This window comes from Indioceanicola profundi (assembly GCF_003568845.1).
GTDB lineage: Bacteria > Pseudomonadota > Alphaproteobacteria > Azospirillales > Azospirillaceae > Indioceanicola > Indioceanicola profundi.
Genome location: NZ_CP030128.1, coordinates 404,744 through 431,233, shown reverse-complemented (window position 1 = coordinate 431,233; position 26,490 = coordinate 404,744). Strand labels below are relative to the sequence as shown.

General features: G+C 63.8%; 20 protein-coding genes and 10 pseudogenes. 15 read left to right on the top strand and 15 right to left on the bottom strand.

Annotated elements, in window-relative coordinates; genetic code table 11:
- Window positions 1-219 precede the first annotated feature (219 nt).
- Window positions 220-798 (top strand): annotated as a pseudogene (locus tag DOL89_RS23215) (isocitrate lyase/PEP mutase family protein); the annotation flags it as partial.
- Between the two features lie 6 nt (window positions 799-804).
- On the opposite strand, the pseudogene DOL89_RS23210 reads toward DOL89_RS23215, so the two are convergent.
- A pseudogene (locus DOL89_RS23210) lies at window positions 805-1,604 on the bottom strand (IS5 family transposase).
- A gap of 110 nt (window positions 1,605-1,714) precedes the next feature.
- Here DOL89_RS23210 and DOL89_RS23205 point away from each other — a divergent pair.
- The 5 genes and pseudogenes from DOL89_RS23205 to DOL89_RS23190 all read left to right on the top strand — a co-directional run.
- Window positions 1,715-1,996: pseudogene (locus DOL89_RS23205) on the top strand (isocitrate lyase/phosphoenolpyruvate mutase family protein); the annotation flags it as partial.
- A 127-nt stretch (window positions 1,997-2,123) separates the two neighbouring features.
- Window positions 2,124-2,812: pseudogene (locus DOL89_RS23200) on the top strand (IS701 family transposase); the annotation flags it as partial.
- 310 nt (window positions 2,813-3,122) lie between these two features.
- Window positions 3,123-3,905 carry a hypothetical protein gene (locus DOL89_RS23195; RefSeq protein ID WP_205574738.1) on the top strand — a complete coding sequence of 261 codons (783 nt, stop codon included), beginning with the start codon at window positions 3,123-3,125 and terminating at the stop codon, window positions 3,903-3,905.
- Between the two features lie 162 nt (window positions 3,906-4,067).
- On the top strand, window positions 4,068-4,235 hold the full coding sequence (locus DOL89_RS25265) for a hypothetical protein (protein WP_162937844.1): 168 nt from the start codon (window positions 4,068-4,070) through the stop codon (window positions 4,233-4,235).
- A 406-nt stretch (window positions 4,236-4,641) separates the two neighbouring features.
- Entirely contained in the window at window positions 4,642-4,947 is a 306-nt protein-coding gene (locus DOL89_RS23190; RefSeq protein ID WP_119681716.1) for a PAS domain-containing protein, read from the top strand.
- On the opposite strand, the pseudogene DOL89_RS26170 reads toward DOL89_RS23190, so the two are convergent.
- Window positions 4,899-5,258, bottom strand: a pseudogene (locus DOL89_RS26170) (IS6 family transposase); the annotation flags it as partial. The gene DOL89_RS23190 and the pseudogene DOL89_RS26170 sit on opposite strands and share 49 nt — an antisense overlap.
- Window positions 5,259-5,426: 168 nt before the next feature.
- On the opposite strand from DOL89_RS26170, the gene DOL89_RS23185 reads away from it, so the two are divergent.
- Window positions 5,427-5,948: a hypothetical protein gene (locus DOL89_RS23185; protein WP_162937843.1), complete on the top strand. Its 522-nt coding sequence runs from the start codon at window positions 5,427-5,429 to the stop codon at window positions 5,946-5,948.
- Between the two features lie 153 nt (window positions 5,949-6,101).
- Here the strand turns inward: DOL89_RS23185 and DOL89_RS23180 are convergent, their stop codons facing one another.
- Window positions 6,102-6,374 carry a DNA/RNA non-specific endonuclease gene (locus tag DOL89_RS23180; protein ID WP_119681714.1) on the bottom strand — a complete coding sequence of 91 codons (273 nt, stop codon included), beginning with the start codon at window positions 6,372-6,374 and terminating at the stop codon, window positions 6,102-6,104.
- A gap of 548 nt (window positions 6,375-6,922) precedes the next feature.
- On the opposite strand from DOL89_RS23180, the gene DOL89_RS23170 reads away from it, so the two are divergent.
- Window positions 6,923-7,165: a hypothetical protein gene (locus tag DOL89_RS23170; protein WP_119681712.1), complete on the top strand. Its 243-nt coding sequence runs from the start codon at window positions 6,923-6,925 to the stop codon at window positions 7,163-7,165.
- Between the two features lie 35 nt (window positions 7,166-7,200).
- Here DOL89_RS23170 and DOL89_RS25260 read toward each other — a convergent pair whose 3' ends face one another.
- The 6 genes and pseudogenes from DOL89_RS25260 to DOL89_RS23145 form a co-directional block, all read right to left on the bottom strand.
- Window positions 7,201-7,482, bottom strand: coding sequence for a hypothetical protein (locus tag DOL89_RS25260; RefSeq protein WP_162937842.1), 282 nt, complete (start codon window positions 7,480-7,482; stop codon window positions 7,201-7,203).
- 310 nt (window positions 7,483-7,792) lie between these two features.
- On the bottom strand, window positions 7,793-8,008 hold the full coding sequence (locus tag DOL89_RS26125) for a DUF4167 domain-containing protein (RefSeq protein ID WP_119681711.1): 216 nt from the start codon (window positions 8,006-8,008) through the stop codon (window positions 7,793-7,795).
- 230 nt (window positions 8,009-8,238) lie between these two features.
- Entirely contained in the window at window positions 8,239-9,156 is a 918-nt protein-coding gene (locus DOL89_RS23160) for an IS30 family transposase (RefSeq protein ID WP_162937840.1), read from the bottom strand.
- A gap of 187 nt (window positions 9,157-9,343) precedes the next feature.
- Window positions 9,344-10,718: pseudogene (locus tag DOL89_RS23155) on the bottom strand (ISNCY family transposase).
- 244 nt (window positions 10,719-10,962) lie between these two features.
- Window positions 10,963-11,787, bottom strand: coding sequence for an alpha/beta fold hydrolase (locus tag DOL89_RS23150; RefSeq protein ID WP_119681709.1), 825 nt, complete (start codon window positions 11,785-11,787; stop codon window positions 10,963-10,965).
- 1,113 nt (window positions 11,788-12,900) lie between these two features.
- Window positions 12,901-13,710: an alpha/beta fold hydrolase gene (locus tag DOL89_RS23145; RefSeq protein ID WP_119681708.1), complete on the bottom strand. Its 810-nt coding sequence runs from the start codon at window positions 13,708-13,710 to the stop codon at window positions 12,901-12,903.
- Window positions 13,711-13,814: 104 nt separating this feature from the next.
- On the opposite strand from DOL89_RS23145, the gene DOL89_RS23140 reads away from it, so the two are divergent.
- Entirely contained in the window at window positions 13,815-14,735 is a 921-nt protein-coding gene (locus tag DOL89_RS23140) for a LysR family transcriptional regulator (RefSeq protein WP_119681707.1), read from the top strand.
- Window positions 14,732-15,447, top strand: a pseudogene (locus DOL89_RS23135) (IS6 family transposase). Before DOL89_RS23140 ends, DOL89_RS23135 begins: the two are co-directional and overlap by 4 nt.
- A gap of 115 nt (window positions 15,448-15,562) precedes the next feature.
- Here DOL89_RS23135 and DOL89_RS25740 read toward each other — a convergent pair.
- Window positions 15,563-15,712: pseudogene (locus DOL89_RS25740) on the bottom strand (helix-turn-helix domain-containing protein); the annotation flags it as partial.
- A 131-nt stretch (window positions 15,713-15,843) separates the two neighbouring features.
- Between DOL89_RS25740 and DOL89_RS23125 the strand changes: the two are divergent.
- Window positions 15,844-16,980 carry an alkene reductase gene (locus DOL89_RS23125; protein WP_119681706.1) on the top strand — a complete coding sequence of 379 codons (1,137 nt, stop codon included), beginning with the start codon at window positions 15,844-15,846 and terminating at the stop codon, window positions 16,978-16,980.
- Window positions 16,981-17,337: 357 nt separating this feature from the next.
- Complete coding sequence (locus DOL89_RS23120; protein WP_225890070.1) at window positions 17,338-18,126, top strand: SDR family NAD(P)-dependent oxidoreductase; 789 nt, start codon at window positions 17,338-17,340, stop codon at window positions 18,124-18,126.
- Between the two features lie 459 nt (window positions 18,127-18,585).
- Here the strand turns inward: DOL89_RS23120 and DOL89_RS23110 are convergent.
- From DOL89_RS23110 to DOL89_RS23090, 5 genes and pseudogenes are all read right to left on the bottom strand, one after another.
- Window positions 18,586-18,990, bottom strand: a pseudogene (locus DOL89_RS23110) (integrase core domain-containing protein); the annotation flags it as partial.
- 437 nt (window positions 18,991-19,427) lie between these two features.
- Window positions 19,428-20,552: a PepSY-associated TM helix domain-containing protein gene (locus DOL89_RS23105; protein WP_119681703.1), complete on the bottom strand. Its 1,125-nt coding sequence runs from the start codon at window positions 20,550-20,552 to the stop codon at window positions 19,428-19,430.
- A gap of 4 nt (window positions 20,553-20,556) precedes the next feature.
- Entirely contained in the window at window positions 20,557-22,689 is a 2,133-nt protein-coding gene (locus DOL89_RS23100; protein ID WP_225890069.1) for a TonB-dependent receptor, read from the bottom strand.
- A 301-nt stretch (window positions 22,690-22,990) separates the two neighbouring features.
- Window positions 22,991-23,236 (bottom strand): annotated as a pseudogene (locus tag DOL89_RS23095) (DDE-type integrase/transposase/recombinase); the annotation flags it as partial.
- Window positions 23,212-23,607: a helix-turn-helix domain-containing protein gene (locus DOL89_RS23090; protein WP_119681702.1), complete on the bottom strand. Its 396-nt coding sequence runs from the start codon at window positions 23,605-23,607 to the stop codon at window positions 23,212-23,214. The pseudogene DOL89_RS23095 and the gene DOL89_RS23090, both read right to left, overlap by 25 nt.
- A gap of 125 nt (window positions 23,608-23,732) precedes the next feature.
- Here DOL89_RS23090 and DOL89_RS25250 point away from each other — a divergent pair, with 125 nt between their 5' ends.
- The 3 genes from DOL89_RS25250 (at window position 23,733) to DOL89_RS23080 (ending at window position 26,292) form a co-directional block, all read left to right on the top strand.
- Window positions 23,733-23,873 (top strand): hypothetical protein, encoded by a 141-nt coding sequence (locus DOL89_RS25250; protein ID WP_162937838.1) that lies wholly within the window; start codon window positions 23,733-23,735, stop codon window positions 23,871-23,873.
- A 208-nt stretch (window positions 23,874-24,081) separates the two neighbouring features.
- A complete protein-coding gene (locus DOL89_RS23085) occupies window positions 24,082-24,858 on the top strand; it encodes an O-methyltransferase (protein ID WP_119681701.1) in 777 nt (258 codons plus the stop codon).
- A 156-nt stretch (window positions 24,859-25,014) separates the two neighbouring features.
- The gene (locus DOL89_RS23080; RefSeq protein WP_205574737.1) at window positions 25,015-26,292 is read left to right on the top strand and encodes a glycosyltransferase; all 1,278 of its coding nucleotides are present in this window, start codon (window positions 25,015-25,017) and stop codon (window positions 26,290-26,292) included.
- Window positions 26,293-26,490: the final 198 nt, after the last annotated feature.

Sequence of the window (26,490 nt, the reverse complement as noted above, 5' to 3'; positions counted from 1 at the left end):
GGGAGCAACGGCCGTCTTCTGATGTGCACGTGGCATGGGTCGATATCGTCCTTGCTATCGTATGATCACGATATGTTGCGCGTCAGCCTGCTGGGCAAGGCTGGAACAGCTAACAGAACACTGATTGCCATCAGACATGTCAGCGGTAGATTAGTCAATGCAAATTCGGGGTGGAAACCTTACAGAATCGTGAAATCTGCAAGCAGAAGGATGTCGGGGATGGAACATGCAACATCGGTCGCAGGGAACAAGGCCTCAGACTTTCGAGCACTTCATGAACGGGACTACCCCTTTATTATCCCCAATCCCTGGGATGTCGGCACCGCGCGCCTCCTTGAGATGATGGGCTTCGAAGCGTTGGCGACCACAAGTGCAGGGCTCGCTTTCTCCAAGGGGCGCCCGGACGGGGCTGGAAGGCTTTCGCGGGAGGAAACCATCGCGCATGCGGCAGAGATCGTCTTCGCCGTTGATCTGCCAGTCTCGGCCGATCTGGAGAATGGGTTTGGTGACACGCCGGAGGAGGTTTATCGCACGATCCGGATCGCGAGTGAGGCGGGGCTGGCGGGTGGCTCCATTGAAGATGCGACCGGTCGTCCGGAAGCCCCGCTGTATGACCATACGCTGGCAGTCGAGCGGATCACGGCGGCCGTGGAAGCGGCACGCTCGCTCGGCACAAATTTCGTGCTGACCGCGCGGGCAGAAAACTTCCTAATGGGGAAGGCAAATCTCGACGACACGATCCGACGCTTGCAGGATTATGACAAGGCGGGTGCGGATGTATTGTATGCCCCTGGGCTCCCTAATTTAGGTCCTGTCTGACGGCCTCAGGGCTCGGAGATATTGCCGCATAAAGGCGAGCTTCACCATGGCAAGGAAGCTGGTGGCGAGCTTGTCGTGGCGGGTACCGACGGAGCGGCAGCCCTTCAGCCAACCCACGCAACGCTCGACGGCGTTCCGGCGCCTGTAAGTGTCGGGGTCGACCGGCAACCGCAGCCGGCCCACCCCAGGGCCTGAGCGCTGTGGGATGGCGTGGGCTATCCCGCGGCGGCGCAGGTACCGGTACACGGGCTCATACCCATAGGCCTTGTCGCCGGCCAGCCGCCCCGGCCTGCTCCTGGTCCGCCCATTGGCGAGGCGGACGCGGACGCCGTCCATCAGCGCCGGGAACACAGGCGCCTCGTGGCGCTGCCCGGGGCTCAGCATGGCCGCGAGCGGCAGGCCATTGCTGTCGGTCACCAGGTGGAGCTTCGTGGAGATGCCGCCCCGGCCGAGGCCGAGCCCATGGTCCGAGGGTTCGCGCGGGCCCCCTTTTTTCCGCCGCCCGCGGCCGAGCGGCTGGCCCGCACGTGGGTGCTGTCCACGCACCAGAGCTCGGGGTCGATGCGACCCTCGGCGTCGAGGCGAACCTGGAGGCGTTCCAGCACCCGGTCCAGCAAGCCGTCGTCGCGCCAGCGCGTGAACCGCTCGTAGACGGTCTGCCAGGGGCCGTACCGCTCCGGGACGTCACGCCATTGCGCACCCGTCACAAGCTTCCAGAACAGGCCGTTGACGACCTGCCGGTGGTTCCGCCAGCGCCCGCCGCCTCGGGCCGGGGCGGCGGGCATCAGGTCGGAGATCAGTGCCCACTGCGCCGGGCTGAGTTCGTGACGCCGCATCCTGCCCTCCCGCTCGCCATCCGCGGCGAACAGGAGCTTCGCCCCATTGTTTCGGGGCCGTCAGACAGAACCTAGATGCCATCGCCTTGACCTGTCTTTCCGTGGGCAAGCCGGTGAATGTTGTGGTCGGGCTGGCGGGAAATTTCGCCAGCGTAGCCGAGCTGGCGGCGGCGGGGGTAAAGCGCATCAGTGTGGGATCCGCCCTGGCTCGTGCGGCGCTCGGCGGATTTCTGCGGGCAGCTCGTGAGATGCAGGATAGGGGCACCTTTGAAGAGCTGCGTAAGGCTGAACCTTACGCGGTGTTGCAGACCTTCATGGCAAAGCCTTCGGCGGGTGTTTAGCCGGAACGCAGGCGAGGATCGCTGCCAAGGCCTCCGGCAGCTTTTTCCAAGGTGCCCGGCACCGCTAGCATTACAGTTGCAGCAGTAGGGATTTTTGGCTGTTGGGTCGGATTTGCGGAGGTGTCCCATGTCCGGCATTGCCGTCGATGATCTCCTCGACGTGTGGTCGGCGAAGTTGCAGGGCGCCAAAGCCCGGCTTCAGACCCCGTTTGCTTGGGCAACCGTGACCAGGTCCGCTGCCGCCTTCCTGGACGGGCTATTGGGCCCTGTAGAGAGCCTGGCCACGGCGGATGCAGTGCTGGTCATCGACGAAACAGGGGTCCTGAAGCAGGGCAAGGCGTCCTGTGGGGTTGGGCAGCAGTACACCGGCTCGGCGGGGAAGATCACCAACTGCCAAATCGGCGTGTTCGCCGCCCAGGTCTCCGCCAAGGGGCACGCCTTTGTTGACCGGCGGCTGTATCTCCCAAAGCATGGACAGATCATCTGGAGCGGTTGGCGGGCGCTCATGTGCCGGACGGGGTGAGGTTCGCCACCAAGCCCGCCATTGCAGCGGCCATGGCCCGGCGGGCGGAAAATGCCGAGGTGCCGTTTGCCTGGGGGGCGGCGGACAGCATTTATGGTGTGGGCGAGCTCGAGATGTCGCGACGCCGGGCTGGCAAGGGATATGTGCTCGGTATCGCCAGCAGCCATCTGTTCAACAGCTGGCGGGCGGACCTCTGGATTTCCGGGACCGCGCCGGCGATCGCACAAAGCCTGCCGGCCGACGATGATGTCCGGCTCTCGGCCGGCGCGGCCGCCAAGAGCTCACGCCTGTACCAAGCTTTGGCCCCGCGCCCGTTTCGGCATTCAGGCAGATTATGCCGCCATCACCCGCAGAGGCGTCGCCGGATACCAGCTGCCCTGGCCGGAGAGCGTGGCGATGTCGCGGGCCGTCCGTGCCCCGGCGATAACGGCCAAAGCCTTGAAGGGCGGAGATCAACAGCTAATCGCATAGCTGGGCCACAGGTTCTGTGCTAGAACTATGCCAAACGTTATAGGTATTGTCTAGCCGCAGTCCGGCCACCACAGATCACGCGCCGGGAAAGCTGTTGTCGTCATGACTGCCTGACATCGGTGGCCGTCGGGCATGAGGTGTCAGATGCATCGCGCATGTGCTGGGTTCTGGGTCGTCTGCTTTCTGGCCCTCTGGATCGCGGTCTCGCCGTCGTCGCTCGCGCACGAACTGCCGGTGGTGACCTTCGCCTTTCCGGACATGACCCCGTACTTGGTGCGAAATCCCGCTTCGGATGAGGTGGAAGGGCCGATTGCCGATCGCGTTTCCGACCTTGCGGCGTGGGCCGGATTGCAGATCCGGTGGGTTGGCCCCCTGCCGCGGGCGCGCATCTGGGCCGGGATGGACGCGCAGAGACCGATCTGCCATCCGAATGCCCGGAACACACCGGATCGCGCCGGCCGCTTCAAGATGACCTTGCCGATTTTCCAGGAGGCCAAATACAGGCTGATCTCCCGTGTCGGGACGGAGCTGCGGGGGCATGGAACCTTGACGGCTATGCTTGCTGACGAAGGCCTGGTATTTGGGAGGTTGCTGGGCTCAAGCCTGAACCCGGAACTGGACGGCTTGATTACGCAGAAGAAAAACATCGAAGCCATCCGCGGCTCCCTGGTCGACCTCCTGAGAATGCTGGTCAGCGGCCGAGTACACTACATCGTCTCCGACGCCAATGACCTCTGGTATGCCCTCGAGGGAACGGGATGGACGTTGAAAGACTTCGAGGTCCTGGACCTGCCGGATCTGCCGCGTCCGCAAGCAGGCCGCATAGTGTGCTCGCAGGCGATATCGGACGATGTGATTGATGCTTTCAACGCGGCAATTAATGCCCTGCCCTATACGACAGAATCTGCCCGGTAGATTATACCGCGAAACATGACGCTCAGGTGGAGAAGGGTTTCACCTCAGACGAATGATTTCGTAATTTCCGCGCGGGCAGCACTTTTCTTTCTGGCATGGCGTTTGCTCTCCGTATCCCCTTGTGCAGGCCATGAGCCTGAGACCCTGATACCGGAGACGACCATGAACATCCGCACCCGTCTTGTGAAGGTTTTCGCTGCCGCCGCCCTGAGCTCCACCGCGCTCGCGGGCGTGCTATTCTTCACCATGGACACCGCCGAGCGCTCCGCCGGCGTGCAGGAACCGCTGGTTCAGATGGCTGGCATCTGCATCTCCTGCAATCCGGACTGACATAGGATCCGACCGCTGGTCACAGGATCGGCGCGCCATATCCTTGAGGGCACAGCCATCAGGCCTGTGCAAATACAAGGGCGGCGTGTGCCCGGCACACGCCTCCTGTCCTGGTCCGTCCTCTTCACCCGCCAAACCGTCGGGGCTTGCCATATGCCCCGGCCGGAGGGCTGGCGCTGCGCCGATTCCCTGTGGAGTCCGAACCGGACTGGCTCCTTTTGGCAAGGGCGTGCTCGTATCCTCGCGGCGTGAGACGCCGAGAGCCGCATGCCGGCAGAGAAGCAGAGCCGCACCCACCCCGGCCAGAAGGGGCGGAAGATCGGATCAACGCACTGAAGCAACAGAGCGGTTCTTTCGTTGCTGCCGTGGAGGCCACGCGGATGCCGATGGTGATCATCGTTCCACAGTGGTCGACAATCTCATCATCTCTGCCAATGGCGCCTTCCGGAGGTGTGCGGGCCAGAACCACATGCTCCTGGCCGGGCAGAACACCGATCCAGAGGTGGAGACCCGTATCAGGGATGCCATGTCGACGCGCCAGAACCTGGTCGAGGATGCGCAGTTCTACCGCAAGGACGGCACGCCGATCTGGGTGGCCGCCCTTGTCAGCAGCGTCCGTTTCTTAAATCTCGGCCGCAGTATGGGCCGGCCATATCTGCTTCGGATAGCTGTGGCCGCACCGGTCAGCGCGGCCCAGGTCTGGAAGGCCTGAGCCCTGTCTCGGCGATCATCGGCATTGGAGAGGTTGGCCGGGCGGCGGAAAAGGTTGGCAACCTGGTCGTGGATGGCGAGGTACCGTTGGGCATGGCCCGGCGGCGTGAAGCGCTTCATCATCCGCTCACGTCGCCGGGTCGGCGGGTGGCTGGTCCCGGCCCTGTTCAGCCCTTTGTGCTGCCGATGCTCAGTCTCGGGCATGATCGTCCGCTTTGCCGCCGCACAACTGGCCTGCTTGTCCGTGAACATGGCCCGTCACGCCCAGCCCTGCCGCTTCAGGAGCTTGCGCGCTGGCTGCTTGACGGCCTGCTAAAGCGCTCGTCAGAGATGATCGCGCTATGGCCTTCGATCATGGCGCGTGCGGCACGATCAGGCTGAGCCTGGGAGCAAGAGGTTCCAAGTTTTTTGCCTCCGGAAACGGTGTATTAACCATAGCCGTTGCACGTATCGGATTATGGGTAACGCGGGGGCACACTCATGAAAGATTCGGCAATTGATTCTAAAATTGCAGATATGTACGCGCGGGGGCATCTGACCAATGAGATTGCGGATGCGGTCGGCTTGCGGCTCGCAGAGGTGATCGGCCGCGTCCGGGCGATGAGCTTACAGCCGCCGGGAATGGGCGTGCGCCTGAGCCGCTCAGCGCAAGGCAGTGAACCGCACGCCCAGCCTGAGCCACTGCCCAGCCACGAAAGCATTTCGAACCCCGTTGAGCTGCAGGAGGAGCGAGCTCCCCTTGTGAGGCGGACTCTTGTCTCTCTTCCGGCTGCATTGCCGAAGCGCCAACCGGTTTTGCGGTCCAAGCAGAGTACGAAGCTCGTCCGTCCAAGCCCGGCGCCGGATTTTGAGGACGATCTTGAGGACGATGACGAGCAGTCCAGACGGGCGGGCGTGCCCAAAGGATGGCTGGTGACCGAGGAGGAGTTCCACAAGGCCTTCTCCAAGGCTCAGTTCGAGACCTTGATCTTCAAGCCGGTGCCGCAACGGCGGCCGCTGTAAGGTGGAGGGTAGGAAGGCTGGGTTCTTGCCCAGCCTTCCCCAGGCGGAGGCACCACTGGCGCAGGCGGCCCCTGTGCTGCCGTCACAGCGCCAACCATCCGCTCCTGGCGGTTGGGAAGGACAGAAGCATAGAGCACGCGCCCGTGATAAGGGTCATGATGATCCGGGCGATTTATAGATATGGGTCGGGATCGGCGCCCGGCCCTTCAGCGCTTCGATCTCGCTGCCCTGGTAGACGGGACCGGTGACCACATAGCGTTCGCCGCGCCCCAACGCCCGGCCGCGCGTCGCCGTCAGGTTCCGGTTGTAGTCCAGGGCCTGCAGGATCATGCGCGCCAGTGACAAGCTCTGGTGCTGGCTTTCCGACTCCGGCATGTCGCCATTGGGCGCGAGGTGGCCGCGGTCATAGCCGGCTTCCCGCCGCATACCCGCACCAGGCGCTCCGGATCTCCCCGGCCTACATCAAGACAGGATTCCGGGACCGGGCCCAGGAGCTGGCCACCGAGCGGCTGGGCCCGATGTCCAGGCGCGAACTGGCCGCCTGCCGGCAGCAGGCCGCCGAACAGCGCACTGCATGCGGGGCGAGGCGTGGGGAGTGGTCGCGATGACGGGATGGATCGCCTGGGCCGCTGCAAACAGCTTGTGGCTCATCCCCTTGGGTGTGCTGGCCTTGGCGCCGCCGCTGGTCTTTCGCTTGCTCCAAAGGCGGCAGGGTAGCAGTGATTTCGGGTCTGACCGATGGGCGACGAAAACCGACATCAAGCGGGCGGGTCTGTTCCGATGAATCCGGCGGGCGGCGTTATCCTTGGCAGCTTCGGCGGGCGGCAACTGGTGGATCGCTCGGACGGGCATGTACTGGTGGTCGGCCATACCGGGGGGAGGCTTACGAGGCCATCCTCGTCCCATCCACGCCGATCGGACTGCGCCCGGCGATCAAGGAGCTGGCGCAAAGCCGCTCAACCTCGGAGCGGCCGGTGCTGGACCGGGATCTCTATGCCGAGGCGATCGCGGATCTCCTGGCTGCCAGCGAGGCCGGCGAGGTGATCGTCTGGCGGGCACCCCGCCGCTCCGGCAAGCGTCTCATGATCTGGGTGCCCGTCAACTTGGCCGCACGCTTCCGGGCCTTGGCCGGGCGCGAGGACATGACCCATACCGTCATCTTTCTTGAAGCGATGCGCCGGTATTGCGCCAAGTATGGCTTGGCCGTCCCGTTCTGAGGGCAGGCACTTCGGACAATTGAAATTGTCAGAAATCAGCGAGGTGCTGCAACCGGTGCCGGTGCAAACGCAGCTGGTGATGACGGTATCAGAGGCGATGTGGCGATTTTCATGATGAGCAACAGGCCCTCGCGGGTTTCACGGGCCGCACCAAGCTGCCGGACGCGGCGGAAGTTGGTATTCACCAAGGGATTGGTCATCGAAGCCACGGCATGAGTTGCTTTGGCCGCATGATCCTCCTCCAGGGGACAGGCCATTGCCATGGCCGGAGCGGTTAGCAGGATTCCCACCACGGCGATCGGCAGGTAAATGCACATGATACCTCCCAGTATTACGGGACTCTGTTCTGCTGCTGGATTATAGTAGGTATCCTGGAAAGTCTGCCTGTTCTTATTCAATAAGCGGCTACTCATTAGAATCCAGCGCCCCTGATATTAGGGGCGGGAGGTCGATTCAATCTCTCCATTCGTTTCTGTGCAATAGGGCGACCCCATGTCGCGGCTCGGACCAGATCGTGGTTTTCCTGTCAAGATTCGCGCTGAAGTGCGACAGGTTAGCGGCTCCTGGAGAGCGCTTCCAATAGCAGAGAAGGTCGAATACAGGCCGCCAGTGCCGGGAAAGGGTGGATTATTCCTGGCCGAGATAAACCCGGTGCCAGTGTTCGGCATGTTGCCAACACGTCTCTGCGTGTACCCTGTCCCCGGCCATGTCTGCCTCTCTGGCACGGGCCACCCAAATGTCTCGCCTCTGGGTCGGAGTGCCCCCTGAGGAACTGGGATGAGCTTGCTTGAACCCAGGGCGCTGGAACCGAGTATGTGGTTTTTCTGAAATGGTTGCGAGCATGGCCTGAGGCTGTTGTTCTTGCGTAATGGCAACCTAAAGAATTTCATATGAACATGCCAGTTCTCATGTTGTTCCGGATATGTAGTTCCGGGCACAGCAAAGCAGTTCGGATTGTGTCATGGAAAAGCCGCTGGACGATCGTCCGCCGCTCGGCCAGGGTGAGGTGGGCGTAGTGCAGTCCCATGTGACTCTCCTTAGGCAAAGCCCTGAAAAACATGGAAAGTCGCACTTCAGAATAGAACCCACCCGCCTGGAGAGCGCTGCTCCGGCGCGCTGTCGAGCGGCAGGTGGCGGCGCAGGCGGCCGTTGGCATTCTCCACCGCGCCCTTCTGCCAGGGGCTCTGCGGGTCGCAGAAATACGCCGGCGCCGGCAGCATGCGGTAGGCCAGGAACTCGAAACCCCGGTCGAAGGTGACCGTGCGCCGGGCGGCCGCGGGCAGGGACTCCAGCACCTCGCGGATGCGGCCGATCACCTGAACCGGCCGCCGATCTGGATTGGCCAGCAGCACGTGATAGCGGCTGGTGCGCTCCACCAGCGAGGTCACGTTCGCCTTGCCATGGCGGCGCATGAAGATCACCAGGTCGCATTCCCAATGGCCGAAGACCTGCCGATCATCGACCTCGGCCGGCCGGAAGCGGATCGCGTGCTCGGGCGCGATCGGGCTGGCGCGTGGCTTGCGCCCGAACCGCACGCGCCGACGGCGGCGCCGGCAGGCGAGCAGGGGGTGCAGGTCCAGCTCGCGGCCATCGGGGCCGTAGACATAGCGATAGATGCTCTCGTGCGAGATCCGGCTGCCCGGCGGTTCGCCCAGGCACCGCAGCCGGCCGGAGATCTGCTGCGGCGACCATCCGGCCCGCAGCTGCTGGACGACATGCGCGCAGAGTTCGGGCCTGCGGGCGAGCTTGGATGTTCGCGTCCGGCGCCGATCGGCGAGGCGCTGCGCCGTGACCGGATAGTAGCCGCGTTCCGGATGGCCCCAGCGATCCCGCACCGGGCTGTGGTGGAAGTTGCGCGCGATCTCGCGGTGGATCGTGGAGCGGTGCCGGCCCAGCAGCGTTGCAATCGAGCCAACCGACTGGCGCTCCTGCAGCAGCCGGAAGATCGTCCGCCGCTCGGCCAGGGTGAGGTGGGCGTAGTGTAGTCCCATGTGCCTCTCCTCAGGCAAAGCCCTGAAAAACATGGAAAGTCGCACTTCAGAATAGAACCCACCCCGTTACAACCGTTGTCGGTGCCAAGTAGAGATGTCGCTGTTTGTGCAGGATAGAGATGTCACTGCTGGCCGGGGCGGGCGGGGCGCGCAGCCCCTCCATTGCGCGCAGCGCCCCGCCCGCGGCTCAGCTCGACAGCGACATCAATCCCCTGGACTGGGCCGTGCGCTTGAGGTTGTTGTTGCGCCGACGTGGCCGCTCTGCCTGTGCTTCTGCCGCAAACGCCAGGGCTGCAGATAAGCGCTTGTTGTCGACGATGGCGCCCTGGTCCACCTGCCGCAGCTTGTCGAAGGCGCGATAGGGCAGGTCGACGCCTTTCCAGCGGATCGCCAGCCGGCCATCAGGATAATCATACACGGTCACCCGCTGCCGGGCCGCGGCCCGGGTGATCCGGTTGGGCTCCAGCAGGAACATCACCTTGTTGTAGTGCAGGGTCAGGTTTGCCGTGACGGTACGCTGCTCGCGCCAGGCCAGCGCCTCGTCCAAACTCTCATACGGCGCCAGCGGCCGGTGCACATCCTTGGAATTGCGCGGCGCCTTGCCAAAGCGCTGGTTGTAATCGGCAATGAAGCCCGGCAGGAACCGGTTCGCCGCCTCCACAGTGGAGATCCCTTGCAGCCGCAGCTCCTTGACCAAGCGATCCTGCAAGGTGAGGTGCGCCCGTTCCACCCGGCCCTTGGCCTGACAGCTGTTGGCGCACAGGATGTCGATGTTGAGATCATGCAGCGCCCGACCGAACTGGGTCATGCCGTCGCCACGCAGCTGGGCGCCGGGCCGGTTCACCCGGAAAATACCGTGCTTGTCGCTGTAAAAGGCGATCGGCTTGCCATAGGCGGCAATGTAGTCCCGCGTGGCCTGCAGATAGGCCAAGGCACTCTCCGAGGGCACGAACTTCAGATGCATCAGCCGGCTGGTGGCATCGTCCACAAAGACCAGCAGCGTGCAGTGCGGACCGCGCTGCTCAAACCACCAGTGTTCGCAGCCATCAATCTGCACCAGCTCGCCAGGGCAGTCGCGGCGATAGCGCGGCTGGTGGACGGCCCGGGCCCGCATCCGCCGCTCCAGCCAGAGGCCATCGGCAATCATCCAGCCCCGCAGCGTCTCCCGGCTGAGCTTGATCCCGTGCAACTCGGCCAGCTTTTCGGCCGCCAGCGTCGGGCCGAAATCCGCATAGCGCGCCCGTACCAGCGCCAGCGCCGTGGCCCGGACATCCTCCGGCAGCCGCCAGCGTCGGGCCGAAATCCGCATAGCGCGCCCGTACCAGCGCCAGCGCCGTGGCCCGGACATCCTCCGGCAGACGATGATTGCTCGGCCGGCCGCGATGGCCGGACACCAGCCCAGCCGGACCAGAGTGCCGGTACCGCTTACGCAGCCGCAGCACCTGGCGCCGGCATAAGCCCAAAATCTCCGCCGCCGCACCAACCGTCAGCTTGCCAGCCTCAAGCTGAACGAGAACCTCGACGCGCGACAATTCCAATCGGGTCATGGTCACCACCGTCATCGGATGTCTCCCTGAGCGGCTGTAAAGCGGCCACACAGAGTGACATTTCAATCTGGCCAGGGGGTGACATCTCTATATGGCGCTTACAACCGTTCAATCCGATAAGCAGCCTTATGGAAAACACTGCGCATGCTGAGGAAATAGAATTAGTAGCCCTTTGTAGGCCGCGGCTGAAGTCCTGCTGCACGCCGTACCGGATTGCACGGCATGCCCTTTGTCGCCATTCCCTGCGCCAGATCGAACCTCAGGCTCGGAAGAAGGCCAGCAGATCGGCGTTGGTCACGTCGGGATGGGTTGTGCACATGCCGTGCGACAAGCCCGGATAGGTTTTCAGTGTGCCCTTCTTCAAGAGCTTGACGGAGAGATGCGCCGAGTTTGCAATGGGAACGATCTGATCGTCCTCGCCATGCATGACCAGAACAGGCACGTCGATCTTCTGCAAATCCTCCGTGAAGTCGGTTTCAGAGAAGGCTTTGATGCAGTCGTAATGCGCCTTGGCTCCCCCCATCATGCCCTGACGCCACCAATTGTCGATCACGCCCTGTGAGGCCTCAGCGCCATTCCGGTTGAAGCCATAGAAGGGTCCGGCGGGCAGATCCTTGAAGAACTGCGCCCGGTTGGCGGCAAGGGCCTGACGCAGCCCGTCGAATACCTCGATCGGCAAACCGCCGGGATAGCGGCTGGTTTTGACCATGATCGGCGGCACGGCCCCGATCAGCACTGCCTTGGCCACCCGGCCCTTGCCATGCTGCGCAACATAGCGGGCCACCTCGCCGCCGCCCGTCGAATGTCCCACATGGATAGCATTCTTCAGATCGAGATGCGCGACCAGCGCCGCCACATCGGCGGCATAGGTATCCATTTCGTTGCCGGTATAGGTCTGGGACGATCGTCCATGCCCCCGGCGGTCATGCGCGATCACGCGATATCCCTGGGACAGGAAATACAGCATCTGGGCATCCCAGTCGTCGCTGCTGAGCGGCCAGCCATGGTGGAACATAACCGGCTGACCGCTGCCCCAATCCTTGAAGTAGATCTCGGTTCCATCCTTGAGCGTGATGCTGTCCATGGAGTGCACTCCTTTATCCTGGTTTTTGGGCCTGTGGCCGGATGCGGCCTGTGAATCAGTGATGAGCCCGCCGGCGGAGATGCCGACAGCCAGTGCTGCAGCCCCTTGCAGGACATCGCGGCGTCTGGGGCCGTCGAGCGGTTTGGGAACGATCATGCTGAGAGTTCCTCGGTTGCTGTTGTCGGCAGTCGAGCACCTGTTCCATCACGGCCGGTCAGTCGAGCCATAGCGGGAGCTGACCGGGTCGTTATAGGTTCAGCATCAGGCATGTAGTCCGCTGTGAGAGACTGGATCTGTCACACGGTGGCGCTCATGGCCGTGCCGAACAGCCGAAGACCGGCTCGTCGCAACACTTCGGGCTTATGTTCGCCAGCGGTGACGAGGTGCAGAACATGGATAAGCCCCGGGCCGATTTTGTCGGTTAAACGCTGCTTCTGGATAATCCTGCCAGGGTGAGATGGCCGGGAATTGTTCCGTTGAGCGATCCAGCTGACCCAGACTGGGTGTTCAAGCGCCAGCGGTGCTGCGGCGCGCCAAGCATGCTGTAAAATGCCGTCGTAGAGTGACTCTGGTTGCAAAAGCCTACCGGCAGTGCGATCTCCGGCAGCGTGTTGTCCGTCTCAGCAAGAAGCCGGCATCCCAGCTTTATGCGTCTGACCTTACGAATTTCGGTAGTGCGCTGCCGAGCTGGATGCTGAAGAACCGGCCTAAATGAAACGGACTCATTCCGGCGACGGATGCCAGCTCAGTCAGCGGCAAACGCTGATGAATTTTCTGATCCATAGAGCTGATCACCGCATTCAGGTGATGCGGTGCAATCCGGATGCGGTTGCATCCGTTCGTGGCCCCGGCTGGGATGGATCGGGGTGAGCCGTGCCTGGCATGTACTTCAACTCTATCCGCCATTATCAGCTCCTCCATACCGCTGTTCTCTGTCATGCGCCTAAATGCTCAGAGCATGAGGAATGGGTGTGAATCGGCGTGGGGTCTTGTGCCGATCGGGATGATGTTTCGTGGCAGAGGTGTGATCCCGCACGACAAGTCGCACCGTCTCGGATTCATTGCGGCACGCCCAAGGCCGGGCGCAGCATGCAGTTGCACCCGGCCTGTCCATCAGTCGCCGCCCGTGGCGCTCGGCTGGACATCACGCTGCTGCGTTTCCCGTGCGGCGCGATCGATCACGTCGGACACGGCCTCGGCCTGGGTCATGAACAGCGCGTGGCTGCCGGGCACCTCGGTGATGTCCGCCTTCATTCGGCGGGCCATGTGCAGCAACATGCCAGCGCCGAAGGCCTTGTCGTCACGGGCGATCACGGCCCAGCTGGGTTTCGTGCGCCATGCGGCTTTGGTGACCGGGGTGGCGAATACCGACATGTTGATCGGCACCTGCGAGTCCCGCAGAAAGGACGCGTCACTGTCGCTCGCGTCGGCCGCGAAGCCGGCCTTGAACTTCTCTGGATTTACGAAGCCGAAGCCATCGCTTTGCGTGTCGATCACGAACTCGGTCGCGGCGGGAAAGCCCTCGTACTGCTTGGCAGTCGTCTCGCCCGTATCGGGAGCGAGCGCCGAGACGTAGACAAGGCCGACCACTTTGGGATGATTCCCGGCCTCGGTGATCACCGTACCTCCCCAGCTATGTCCCACCAGGACGACGGGCCCCGGCTGACGCTCGATCACCCGGCGGGTCGCGTCGACATCATCCTTGAGTGAAGTCAGGGGGTTTTGGACAATCGCGACGCGGTAGCCCCGCGCGGTAAGGCGGTCATAGACACCCCGCCAGCCCGATCCATCGGCAAAGGCGCCGTGAACCAGCACAACGCTGCTCTCATTTTTGCGCTCGTCGATGGGCTGAGCATTGGCAGTGCTAGCAACGGCGAGCGCGGCCGCCGCGCCAAGGGCGATCTGACGAATCTTGTTTGTCATATCAGGTTCCTTCCACCTAGCTGCGGAGGAACATAGTAGATAACGGCATTTGCTCATACATGCTCATAATGTTATGCTAGATAACGGACTTTGTGAGGTGGCCAATGGACGCCCGAGGACTTCAAGTATTTGTCAGCGCAGTGCGCAAAGGAAGTCTTTCCGCGGCAGCCAAGCATCTCAAGCTGACGCCTATGTCGACCACCAGGCGGTTGGTGGCATTGGAGGAAGAGCTGGGGGTCCGCCTGGTCCATCGAACGTCCCGATCCCTGGCGCTTACGCCGGAGGGCGAGGCTTTCCTCCCGTTCGCATGCGAAATCCTCGACACCCAGGAAGCCGCGCGAGCGACCCTCAGCCCCACCGAGGGCGGCGCGACTGGACTCCTGAGGGTCACGGCACCCGTGACCCTCGGTCGCAAGAGGATCATGCCGATCGTTCACGAACTGCTGGACGAAAACCCGCGACTTCGAATCGAATTGGACCTGAACGACGCCATGGTCGATATTGTTGCGTCCGGCGTGGACCTTGCGATCAGAATCGCGCCACTCAAGGACTCGGGTCTTATCGCTCGGCGGCTCGTGGATAATCCAAAGCTGATCTACGCCGCCCCGGCGTACCTGAACCGGCATGGAGCGCCCCGGACCATTGAAGATCTCGCAAAGCATGAATGTTTGACCTTCACCAACTTCACCCACTGGCAGTTCGTCGTCGATGGCAAGGAGCGATCGGTACCGGTGAGCGGCCGTTTCTCGTCGAGCAGTGTCGACGGTTTCTTGTCAGCTTGTGTCGCGGGGCTCGGATTGGCGCAACTCTCCGCCTGGGATGTCCAGGACGAGGTAGCGAATGGAACGCTTGTTCCTGTGCCGATCGCGGGTGCGTCGCCGCGCGACCTAGCGGTTTGGGCCGTTTTCCCCTCGCGGAGGCAAGTCCTTCCGAAGCTCCGGGTTTTCTTGAACAGGTTCCAGAAGAGCTTAGAGGGCACTGTCAACGCGACGGGCCGGGTGGCCTGCGGTATAGCGCCGGCATAACAAGCACGATATCTCCTTCCTATTCCGGGTTCCGGTTCCCACCCTGCATCATCAGCCATGCTGTCTGGCTGTATTTGCGTTTTCCGCTGAGCCTGCGCATGGTCGTGGAGATGCTGGCAGCCCGCGGCATCGCACAGTCAGCCACGAGACAGTCCGGCAATGGGCCTGAAGTTTGGCCAGAGCCTCGCTAATCAAATCTGCCACCGGCTCCCGAGGCCCGGGGAAAGTGGCACCTGGACGAGGTCGCGATCACCATTGCCGGCCAGCGACACTGGCCTTGGCGCGCGGTCGATCAGCATGGGCAAGTGCTGGATATCCTGGTCCAGAGCCGCCGGAATGCGGCCGCCGCCAAACGGCTGATGTGCAAGCTGCTGAAGCGGCAGGGCCGGGCGCCGCGGGTCGTGATCACGGACGAGCTGGCCAGCTACGCGGCGGCAACGCGGACAATCATGCCCAGTGCTGAACACCGGCAGCATAAAGGGCTGAACAACAGGGCCGAAAACAACCATCAGCCGACCCGACGACGGGACCGGATCATGAAGCGCTTCAAATCACCGGGCCAGGCGCAGCGATTCCTGTCCGTCCACGACCAAGTCGCCAATCTTTTCGCCGCCCCGCCAACCTCTCCAATACGGACCATCGCTGCAATCGGGTCCAGGCTTTCCTGACCTGGGCTGAGGTGACCGGCGCAGCCTTCGCGGTCCGAGAGTGAACCCATCAGCCCTCTTTGCGACCAAAGGCCGGTAAGTTGACGGTGCCGTTCCGCGTGCGGCCTCGTGCGTCTCAACCATCTCCGCGGCAAGGAGGTGAAAGGCTTCTCCCTCTGGCGTGAGCAAGAGCGACCGCGACGTACGATCGAGAAGGCGGAAGCCGAGTCCCTCTTCCGGCGCTGCGAGCCTGCGGGTCGCGGCCATCGGCATGAGCCGCAGCTGCCGCCCGGCACCCGAAAAGGCTGCCGGTTCTCGCCGCGCAGGAATACATCCAGCTTCTGCATGTCCGTGGCCGCCCTAACGATTGGCGTTAGTAAGCTTCACCATTTCGGCAGATAGTATCGAATTCTGTAGAGAACTACATCTGTCCGCAGCCAAATCGAACAAGAGGTCATGATATGGCACAGGACATTCTCTTCCGCCCGCTCCAGCTCGGCGCCCTCGCGCTCGACCACCGCGTGGTGATGGCGCCGCTTACCCGGATGCGGGCGCAGCAGCCGGGCGACGTTCCCCATGAGCTCAACGCAACCTATTACGGCCAGCGCGCCAGCAAGGGCGGGCTGCTGATCAGCGAGGCGACCGACATCAACCCCTTCACCAAGGGCTATGTTCGCGTGCCCGGCATATATACGCCCAAGCAGATCTACGGCTGGAGGAAGGTGACCTCCGCAGTGCACGCCAAGGGCGGCTTCATCGTCAACCAGATCTGGCACGTCGGCCGGGTCTCGCACACCTCGCTCCAGCCGGACGGCGCCCTTCCCGTGGCGCCCTCGGCGATCCCGGCGCCGGGGGAAGGGTTCGATGCGAACGGCAATTCGGTGCCGTACGAGATCCCGCAGGCCCTGACCCTCGGCAAGATCGCGGCGATCAGGGACGACTTCGTCCAGGCGGCGCTGAATGCGCGCGAGGCGGGTTTCGACGGCGTCGAGATTCACGGCGCCAACGGCTATTTGATAGACCAATTCCTTCACGATGGCAGCAACCAGCGTACAGACGCCTATGGTGGCTCGATCGAGAACCGCGCCCGCTTCCTCCTGGAGATCGTCGATGCGGTGGTAGCTAGGATCGGCGCGGATCGTGTCGGCGTGCGCCTGTCCCCTTGGAGCGGTATTCTGGGGATGCAGGACAGCAGCGGGGTCGCGCTCTGGAAATATGTGATCGCCGCGCTCGGCCAGCGCCGGATCGCCTATCTCCACCTGATAGAGCCACGCGCCGACTTCACCAACGACGAAAAGCCGTTGGACATGGAGGCTCCCGACGTCGCCGCGCTGTTCAAGCAGGCGTTCGACGGGCCGGTGATCTCCGCAGGCGGCTTTCTGCCGGACACAGCGGCAGCCGCGGTGGCGACCGGCAATTCCGACGCGATCGCCTTTGGCCGCCCGTTCATCGCCAACCCGGACCTGCCCGCGCGCATCCGGAACGGCTGGCCCCTCAACAGGCATGACCGGGCAACCTTCTATGGCGGTGCGGCAGAGGGCTATACGGACTATCCGTTCATGAGCGCCGCAGCCCAGCGAGCACATGCAGCTCCCTAGCGTATCCGCAACATTCTGCGCTGGTTCACAGCAGCGCAGAATGTTGCAACCCGGTGTGGCCCGCGTCGACGGCGCTACCTTCACAGGGCTGGCAAGCCGGATCGCTTTTTCAACCGTGCCGGATCAGCGGGCATGCGATCTGACGGAGATGAGAGGTGAGCGATGCCTGATGGGAGCGCACGCGGTCGACGCGAACGCCGGATGATCTGTGCGGCTCCCGAACGCTCCGACATGCCACCCGCGGACCTCCTCGGATGACGAGCTCTCCTTCCGCGGCGCCCCCTCGCAGATGCCGGAACGCACTTGCGGTGCGACGAGCGCCCTGCGCGGCCTGCGACTTTCAAAGGAATGGATCCCATGAACCTGTTGCCGCCCCCGAGCCTCACCAAAGCGCCCGACCCCGCTGTCCGGCTCGCCGGCAAGGTCGCGGTTGTAACTGGCGGCGGGCGGGGCATCGGCGCCGCCGTTGCTATCGAGCTCGCACGTCAGGGTGCGTCCGTGGCGGTCGGCTACCGGGCATCGAAGGAAAAGGCAGAGAGCCTGGTCTCCCATCTCGTTCATAAGGGGCTAACCGCGTCGGCGGTTGAACTCGATACCGGCTCCTCCAACCAGCTTCGCGCCGGATTTGCCGCCGTCGCCGGACGATGGGGCGCTCTCGACATCCTGATCAACAATGCCGGCATCTCGCGCATGTCCAGGATCGAAGAGGTCTCAGAAGCGATGATGGAGGAGATGTTGGCCGTGAACGTGAAGGGCGTATTCTTCGCGATCCAGGAAGCCTTGAAGTATCTTCGTCCAGGAGGGCGCATCGTGAATATTGGCAGCATCAGCAGCGACTATGCTCCTTATGCGGGCAACTCGCTGTACGTGATGACGAAGAGCGCCGTCGCGGGCCTGACCCGCGGGCTGGCCCGCGAACTCGCCGAGCGCCACGTGACGATCAACAACGTACAGCCCGGCCGGGTGGAGACGGACCTCCTGCGGGACATCCTTGGCGACAAGTTCGACCGCCTCCGCAGTCAAACCCCACTGGGTCGGTTCGGAGACGCTACCGAAGTCGCTCACATGGTGGCGTTCCTATGCGGAAACGAGGCCGCATATGTGACCGGAGCGAACCTCAAAGTGGATGGCGGCGTCTCCGTCTAAGGGGCTGCCGAAGCGTCACCGCTGGTGGTCGTGTACATTGGCCATCGCGGCCATGACGTTAGTAGTGGACCTTGAGGCGATTGGAGGCGAACGGCGGGATCGGCCTCAGTTCCAAGCGCCACAGCGGCCATTCACGCGGAGCCGATGGTCAACATGAACGGACGACCGTTTAGAGGATCGGCAGCGCCACCGACGAGCGGCGCAAATGAGGGCGCTCTCCTGACCGACGGCTAATCGGCTTGAGCTGGGACGTATGCTGGCGGTCTGCTTTTTGTCTACGGGTTCGTCAGCCTGGAGAAGTTCACGGCGGCATTCGCTGCGGACACGAGCGACAGCGATGATGCCCTCTTGCGGGACTCGCAGGTGCCGATCAATATATCGGTGTTCGCTACCGTGCTGATGAGACCTGTGCGCGGGTGGGGCCTTGACCTGCCCCACCTTGGTGGTCCGGGGTGAATGTTAGTGCAGGGCCGCCCCTTCCGCCAAGTTGGCCGGGAGGCGGAGCGCAGCGGAGCCGGACGGCCAGCTTGGCGGGCCGACCGTTTCCGGCGCCGGTGGACGGTAGCCCAGGCTGCTGTGGGGTCGCTCCGTATTGTAGTGACGTCGCCAAGCCTCGATCAGCACCTTGGCCTCGGTGAGGGTATAGAACACCTCCCCGTTCAGCAGTCCGTCCCGGAGCTTGCCGTTGAAGGATTGGTTGTAGCCGTTCTCCCAGGGGCTGACCTTCTCGATGTACAGCATCGTCACGCCGATCCAGCCCAGCCAAGCCCTCACTGTCGTGGCATTGAACTCCGGGCCCTGGTCGGAGCGGCTGTGCTCCGGTGGTCCCCGCTCGACGAAAAAATCCGTCAAGGTCGCCAGCACAAGGCGGACCACATTGAGGCGGAACTCTTCACGTTTATCCAGCAGGCAAGCGGCTCTGAAATGCGCGCGCAGTAGGTCACCAGACCGAAGCTACGGGGCAACTTCGCACCGACGTAGCAAGCCCGCTCTATAGTGGCTCGCCATGTCATTGCCGCAGGTGATGTGCGGCAGCGGCCGTCAGGTCCTCGCCGGGACGCGGGAAACTCTCTCCCCTGCCCAACAATGTCTGCCATATTTGCGTAAAAGCGGCGCCTGGACATGGCTCAGCAGCTAAAGCCGTCTGCCAGTTTATGCGTAGAGGGACAGTCACCGGCACAACCTTCCACATGGTCAAGTCAAGGCTGAGCCGGGCCCGGGCCACGCTGCGGCGGCTCATCGACGGCTACGAATGTCCCGAGGTCCGTCCGGCCAGGGCTGCACAGTGATAGGCGTATTCTTTACTGCCTGACCTGACGTGCTTTCCGGCGCCGCTGTTGCTGTATCAGGCCATGGGCTGCCTCTGCCAGTGACGCTCTGCGCCCACGCAGCCAGGCCCAGATGCCGGTCGCGGAAATCCAGGCAAGTCCGATTCCTGTTGCCGCCGTCACCAGCGCGAAGACGAGACCGCCGATGCGGGCGGCGTGGATCGGATAGATCGCGTTCGACAGCCGCTCTCCCTGGGACAGGGCATTGGCGTCCACGGCCTGAAGAAGGGCGCCCGTGGTGGGCTCCGCCTGCACCGTGCTGCGGCCGTTGGGGTGCCATTCGCCGGGCTGGCGCAGGCGGAAGGAGACGGGCCCGCTTGGCCCCCGCGGCGGGCTGATGAACACCATGTCCGCCTCTGGGAAGGCCTCCCTGGCGGTCGCCAGAGCTGTCGCCCAATCCACAGGACCCGCGGCACCGGTGGCCTTGGAGGGCGGCGGCAGTCGCGGCTTCTCGAACGTGACCGCGATCAGGAGTGCTTTCGCCTGCGCATGGAACACAACCGCGGCGCCGGTCGCCAGCGGGACCAGGCCCAGGGGCAGCAGCAGGATGCCCGCCGTCCAGTGCGCGGACAGCCATGGACCGCGCCGGTTCGCCTTGGGCTTCAGCAGCCCCGCCCGGAAGCTCCGCCGCCGCGGCCACCACAGCACCGCTCCGGTAACCAGCATCACTGTGCCGGCAATCCCGATGCTGCCCGCCACGAGATGCCCCGCATCCCCGGCCAGCAGGTCGGCGTGCAGCTTGAACAGGAACTCCAGCGGGTGCCCCACCCCCTGCCACTCGTCCAGCACCTCGAGGGTGCGGCCGTCCAGGATAGCCCGCCCCTCGCCGGTCAGCCAAAGCTCCCAGGCATCCAGGTGGGGCCGAGGCGTCTTGATGTTGCGGAGGGTGTCGCCGTAGCGGTGATGGATCGCCGCCACCCGATCCGCCCACATCCCTTCCGCCAGGGGCGGCCGCCCGGCCTGCTCGGGATAGAGCAGTCCGGTCAGCTCCGGCCGGAAGACCAGTGCGGCTCCTGTCACGCCCAGCAGGATGAGGACCGAGCCGATCGCCAAGCCGGCCCAGCGATGAAGTTGGGCGAGAAGCGGCAGGAACCGCACCGCCCTAAAACCCGGCCGTCAGGCTGAGCGTGAAGGTCCGGCCGCGCCCGGCATAGAAGGCGCTGTTGTCCGTGGGCCGGGTGGTCTGGCTGTAGTAGGTGATGTATTGCCGGTCCAGCAGATTCTGAACTCCGAACTCCAGTTGCGGCCCCTGCTCCAGCCCCTGGAAAGCGGGCAGACGGTAGCCGGCATAGAGGTCGATCAGGCTGAACCCGTCGAAGTCGTTTCGGGGATCGCCGCCATCGAAGCTGCGGTCGAAATAATGGGCCAGCTGGATGCGGGCATTCAGCCCGTCGACTGGTTCCGCCTCGGCATAGACGTTCAGGCGGTCGGGGGAGATGTTGGTGCCGTCCAGATCCTGGTCCACTCCTCCGTCCCCGTCGGAGTCGAACTCTCCCTCCAGTATGGCGTAGCTGGCTCCGATGGCATAGGCGTCGGTCACGTCCCAGCGTAGGGACAGCTCAATGCCCTCGATCTCCGTCTTCTGGCGGCCGACCTCGAAAATGCCGTCCGCATTGGCGATCAGCACCTGGCCGAAATCGCTTTTCGAGGAGAACCAGGCGGCGCTGGCCGCCACCGGCCCGCGCCGCAGCTCGATCCCGACCTCCAGATTGTCCGCCACGATGGGTTCGAGATCGAGGAACTCGTCCACATTCTGGCCGGGCTGGTCGATGGCGCGCAGCACGCGCCCCACATCCGGCATGGTGAAACCCTCGGCGAAGGAGCCGTAGAGCTGCACGCCCTCCACCACCGTGACCACGCCGCCTAGGTTCCAGAGCGTCTTCTCGAAGGACGGGGTGCCGCCCTCCACGAACTGGCTGCCATAGCTGGCCAGGGTGGTGAAGTCATCCACCTCAAGCTCGGCCGTCTCGTGCCGCACGCCGCCGGCGATGCGCACACGCTCCTCCAGGAAGGTCTGCTCGAGCTGCAGGAACGGCGACCAGGTCTGGTACAATGTCTCCGGCACCCAATTGCGGCCGGTCTGCACGAGTTCCTGATAGGTCTTGTCGCGCAGATAGTCGAGACCGAGCGCCACCTGGAGGCCGGGCAGAACGCCGTCCCGGACCCAGGTGGTCTTCACCCCCTGCTTCTCGGAATTATTGGCCGACTGGTCGAACAGATTGCCCGTCGGATCGATGGCCGGGTCCTGGAAATTGGCGAAGGTGCCACCGCCATAGACCCCCTCGAAATCCTGAAGGAAGGCCTGGGCGCTGAACTGCCCGCCCAGCAGGCTGTCGTTTGTGTAGTCCAGGGACGCCGTGCGCACCTTGTTGGCCGTCGGCTCGCCGGGAAATTCGCCGCGGGCGCTGCTGGTCGGCAGGTTGGCGGCGCGGTTTCCGGGAACGGTCACGTAATCGGCATCGCCCTCGATCTCGAAGGCGTTGGCCATGAGCTGGATGCGCTGCCCTTCGGTCAGGCGGTATCCCACCTTCGCGAACAGGTTCCAGCTATCGCTGTCCATCAGGTCGCCCTGGGTGGTGTCGACGCCCACCGGCCTGCCCTCCCCGTCATAGAACAACCCGCGGCTTTCATAGCTGGCCGCCGCAGCCACGTCCCACCGTTCCCAGCTCTTGCCGAGGAAGTATCCGCCCTTGTAGCTCCACCCGTCATCCTCCAGCCCGTCGGCGGCGGTCACGGAGATCTTGGCGAGATTGACCCAGTCGCCGCCGCGCGGGGCGGAGCGGGTTACGAAGTTGACGATGCCGCCGGTCGCCCCCATCCCCTGGATAGCGTTGGCTCCATAGACCACCTCCACACGCTCGATCGCGATGGGGTCGATGGTGAAGCCCTCGCGGCTGCCATTGCGCAGCGGGTTGGACTGCGGCACCCCGTCGATGAGGTAGAGCGGGCTGCGCCCCCGGAAGCTCTCCCCGAATCCGGACAGCTTCTGGCGCGACGGGCTGAAGCTGGGCACGACCTGGGAGATGCCGTCGATGATGCTGGAGCTGACGGTCAATTGCGTGTCCAGCAACGCCCGATCCAGGATGCGGACCGTGTTGGGGATGGCGGTGATGGGCCGCGGCACGCGCGTGGCCGTAATGACGATCTCCTCCGGCTTCTCCTGCTGGGCGGACACCGGGCTCGTCAGGGCGAGAAGGGCAAGCGCGGGCAGCGCGCGACGAAGCATCGTCCGCATTCCTGAAAGTTCCTCTTGATATTGCCCCCGGCACGGCGGGCCGGGTTGGGACGGCGGCGGAATGAGCGCCTCTGCTCGCTTCGATAATGCGAATTGTTCGCAGTATCAAGGAAAAAGAAAACTGCTCAAGCTTGGGGCGGGAAGCCTCGGTGAGATTTGGTCCGATTGGCAAAACGCGAGCACGACCGGGGTGACCCGTCTTGCATCTGCTTCGCCGAACCCAGTGCGCAAGTGGATGCAAGATGGACGGCACCGTCAATTTGCCGGCCGTTGGTCGCAAAGAGGGCTGATGCGTTCTCTCTCAGACCGCGAAGGCCGCCCCGGTCACCTCAGCCCAGGTCAGGAAAGCCTGGGCTCGTCGCCAGCGATGGTCGGCATTGGAGAGATCGGCGGGGCGGCGGAAGAGGTTCGCAATTTGGTCGTGGACGGCGAGGAACCGCTGCGCCTGGCCCGGTGATTTGAACCGCTTCATCATCCGTTCCCGTTGTCGGGTGGGCTGGTGGCTGTTCTCGGCCCTGTTATTCAGCCCTTTATGCTGTAGATGCTCTCGTGCGAGATCCGGCTGCTTGGCGGTTCGCCCAGGCACCGCAGCCGGCCGGAGATCTGCTGCGGCGACCATCCGGCCCGTAGCTGCTGGACAGCATGCGCGCAGAGCTCGGGCCTGCGGGCGAGCTTGGATGTTCGCGTCCGGCGCCGATCGGCGAGGCGCTGCGCCGTGACCGGGTAGTAGCCGCGCTCCGGGTGGCCCCGGCGATCCCGCACCGGACTGTGGTGGAAGTTGCGCGCGATCTCGCGGTGGATCGTGGAGCGGTGCCGGCCCAGCAGCGTTGCAATCGAGCCAACCGACTGGCGCTCCTGAAGCAGCCGGAAGATCGTCTGCCGCTCGGCCAGGGTGAGGTGGGCATAATGCAGTCCCATGTGACTCTCCTCAGGCAAAGCTCTGAAAAACAGGGAAAGTCGCACTTCAGAATAGAACCCACCCGCTTACAAGGGGCCGGACCTAGAAGAATTATGGAAATACCTGGAGCGGAATTGGATGTCTGATGCGGTACCAACGGATCGTGCGGTCCGATGATCGTATCTCCTTCACGCTCCTGAAGATCGAGAAACTCAGGATCAAAGAGGTATTCGCCCGTTTCTTCCGAAAGAACCCGGCCAAAGTCGCGGACCCGATCCCCGGCTGACTGCTGCCGGGATTGGGTCCGTTGCTGCCGGTCCTGACAGTCTGCGGGCCGGCAGCAGCTTTAGGAGGCAGACCAAGTTGTAAGCGGCAGCAGTCAGGTGAACTGACACCCCACCCGGACCAGAACCCATCCCCCTCCGACACGTGTTGTGCCTTCGGCATGGCCCGGTCTGCGAAGCCTTGTCGCTGCCGCCAACGAGGATCAATGAATGAAGCTCTGGATCGAACGCCACCGGAAGAAGCGGAAATCCTTCAAGTTCGCCCGATCCTATCTGGAGAAGATGGGCTGGTTTGAGAGCCTTGGCGGCATGCCGAGGAACAAGGAAGGGGATGTTCCCTGGATCACCTATCCCGCCTTCCGGCAGGTGAAGCGGCTGATCCGGCCGGATATGAAGGTATTCGAATATGGCTGCGGCGGCTCGTCCCTCTGGTGGGCGCGGAACGTGGCGGAGGTGGTCAGTGTCGAGCATGATGCCGTCTGGGCCGGAAAGATCCGGGAGTGGAGCCCGCCCAATCTGAACATCATGGTGCGGCAGATGGATGAGCCGACGGCTCCCGACGCCCTGACCGGGGTGGAGCCGTTCTTCGCCTCCACCCCGGACCTGCCGCTTGCCGAGAACCGGGACCACAACATCGCGCACGGCCTGCTCTGCCGTGAATTCACCGCCTATGCGGCGGAACTGACCCGATATGGGTCGGGCTATTTCGATGTCGTGGTCGTGGACGGCATGGCGCGGTGCCTCGCGGCTTGGCTGGCCGCACGCTATGTCAAGCCCGACGGCTTCATCATTTTCGACAACTCCGACCGGTGGCAGTACAATGCCGGTTACCGGCATCTGCGCGAATACGGCTTCCACCGGATCGATTACTACGGGCCGGGGCCGGTAAACCTCTGGGAATGGTGCACCTCTCTCTTCACCCGGAGCCTGGAGCCCTTCTCCAGCAATGTGGACAGCCCTCGGGGAGACAACGATCTGGGCTGGTAGCCGCGCACGGCCGGAGCCGCCCTTCTTAGGCATCTCCTGACGGTCTGGCTTATCGGGTGACCCGCGGCTCTCACCGGATCATGATGTGCATCCATCCGGCCTGTATCGCGGCCGCTCCTGTCCCCTTCGAGACGCACGGATATGCACATCGCTCTGATGACCCTCGGCTCCCGTGGTGATGTGCAGCCCTTCGTTAACCTCGGCCGCGGCCTGCGCGCAGCGGGGTATCGGGTCCGGCTCGTCACTGGCCGAGGCTTCGGGGACATGGCGGCAACGGCCGGGCTGGACTACGCCCCCATCGACCTCGATTTCGCCGCCCTGATAAAGGACCCGCAGGTCACAGCGTCCCTGCGCAGCCCTATGGGACTGCTGCGCTTTTGGCGGCAGGCCGGCGAGCTGGTGCGGCACAGTCTTGACGCATCCGTAGAGGCGGCTGCCGGCGTGGACGCCATTGTCCACCACCCCAAGATGATCGCAGCCCCGCACCTGGCGGAGCGGTTCGGCCTTCCCCTTGTCGCCGCGACGCTTCAACCGATCCTGTCGCCGACGGCCGATTTTCCAAGTCCGCTACTGCCGGTCCGCCAATTGGGGCGATGGGGAAACCAGCTCTCCCATTGCTTGGTTCTTCGGCTGATGGCGACCGGCGGCTACCCGAGGGTGCTGTCGGCCTGGCGAGCAGAACGACTACACCTGCCGCCCAAGTCGAGATTGCCGACCAATGCGACCATGGTTGCCGGCAGAGCGGTGCCGGTCCTCTATGGCTATAGCCCAGCCCTGGTTCCGAGGTCGATGGATTGGAGTGACTTGGCTCATGTGACCGGCGCCTGGTTCGGGCCGGTGGAAACGAGCTGGCAACCGCCGGCCCCCCTTGCCCGCTTTCTGGCTGAAGGCCCGCGCCCGGTGTATGTCGGTTTCGGCAGCATGGTCACTGGTGACGCGGCCGAGAAGGGGCGCATGGTGGTCGCGGCGCTGGCCAAGGCGGGGCTCCGCGGGATTGTCGCCAGTGGCTGGGGTGGCCTCGCCTCCGAGGCTGCGCCGCACGTCTACGCGCTCGACGAAGCGCCCCATGCTTGGCTGTTTCCCCGCTGTGCGACAGTGGTCCACCATGGCGGGGCCGGGACCACCCATGAGGGCCTGCGGTGGGGGCGTCCAACTCTGGCCTGCCCCGTGTTCGGCGATCAGCCCTGGTGGGGGCGGCGCATTGCCGATCTGGGGGTTGGGCCGGCACCGGTTCCGCCGCGTCGCCTGAGCATCGACCGCCTCGCCGCCAGCCTTGTCGACCTCGTGAGCATACGCGCCTACGCGGATAAGGCAGGGGTTCTGGGGGCGTTGCTGCGAGCGGAGGATGGAGTCGGAACCGCTGTCTCGCAGATCCGTCATATTCTTGATCTCCCCCAATCTCGTCACTGTATTCGTGGAGATGCCGTTTCATGACAACACAAGCGCGGCTATCAAACGCGCCAACCACGTAAAGCATCATCGCTGCCGGCCAGAGCAATGCTGGAGCAGGTCGACCAAAGCGCTGGTGTAGGGGGGCGTCATTGCGCCTCAGGCGTCGGATGGCCGCCTGGTCCTCCGGCGTGACCGGCCGCACGGGTCCGACCCAGTGTCTTTAGGCTACCAGCGCGTTCG

Bases quoted from the DNA above. Each gene is read 5' to 3' on its own strand.
- DOL89_RS23195 (WP_205574738.1), top strand. From the start codon at position 3,123: ATGAGGTGTCAGATGCATCGCGCATGTGCTGGGTTCTGGGTCGTCTGC.
- DOL89_RS25265 (WP_162937844.1), top strand. From the start codon at position 4,068: ATGAACATCCGCACCCGTCTTGTGAAGGTTTTCGCTGCCGCCGCCCTG.
- DOL89_RS23185 (WP_162937843.1), top strand. From the start codon at position 5,427: ATGAAAGATTCGGCAATTGATTCTAAAATTGCAGATATGTACGCGCGG.
- DOL89_RS23180 (WP_119681714.1), bottom strand. From the start codon at position 6,374: ATGCGGCGGGAAGCCGGCTATGACCGCGGCCACCTCGCGCCCAATGGC.
- DOL89_RS25260 (WP_162937842.1), bottom strand. From the start codon at position 7,482: ATGTGCATTTACCTGCCGATCGCCGTGGTGGGAATCCTGCTAACCGCT.
- DOL89_RS26125 (WP_119681711.1), bottom strand. From the start codon at position 8,008: ATGCTCGCAACCATTTCAGAAAAACCACATACTCGGTTCCAGCGCCCT.
- DOL89_RS23160 (WP_162937840.1), bottom strand. From the start codon at position 9,156: ATGGGACTACACTACGCCCACCTCACCCTGGCCGAGCGGCGGACGATC.
- DOL89_RS23150 (WP_119681709.1), bottom strand. From the start codon at position 11,787: ATGGACAGCATCACGCTCAAGGATGGAACCGAGATCTACTTCAAGGAT.
- DOL89_RS23145 (WP_119681708.1), bottom strand. From the start codon at position 13,710: ATGACAAACAAGATTCGTCAGATCGCCCTTGGCGCGGCGGCCGCGCTC.
- DOL89_RS23140 (WP_119681707.1), top strand. From the start codon at position 13,815: ATGGACGCCCGAGGACTTCAAGTATTTGTCAGCGCAGTGCGCAAAGGA.
- DOL89_RS23125 (WP_119681706.1), top strand. From the start codon at position 15,844: ATGGCACAGGACATTCTCTTCCGCCCGCTCCAGCTCGGCGCCCTCGCG.
- DOL89_RS23120 (WP_225890070.1), top strand. From the start codon at position 17,338: ATGAACCTGTTGCCGCCCCCGAGCCTCACCAAAGCGCCCGACCCCGCT.
- DOL89_RS23100 (WP_225890069.1), bottom strand. From the start codon at position 22,689: ATGCGGACGATGCTTCGTCGCGCGCTGCCCGCGCTTGCCCTTCTCGCC.
- DOL89_RS23090 (WP_119681702.1), bottom strand. From the start codon at position 23,607: ATGGGACTGCATTATGCCCACCTCACCCTGGCCGAGCGGCAGACGATC.
- DOL89_RS25250 (WP_162937838.1), top strand. From the start codon at position 23,733: ATGCGGTACCAACGGATCGTGCGGTCCGATGATCGTATCTCCTTCACG.
- DOL89_RS23085 (WP_119681701.1), top strand. From the start codon at position 24,082: ATGAAGCTCTGGATCGAACGCCACCGGAAGAAGCGGAAATCCTTCAAG.
- DOL89_RS23080 (WP_205574737.1), top strand. From the start codon at position 25,015: ATGACCCTCGGCTCCCGTGGTGATGTGCAGCCCTTCGTTAACCTCGGC.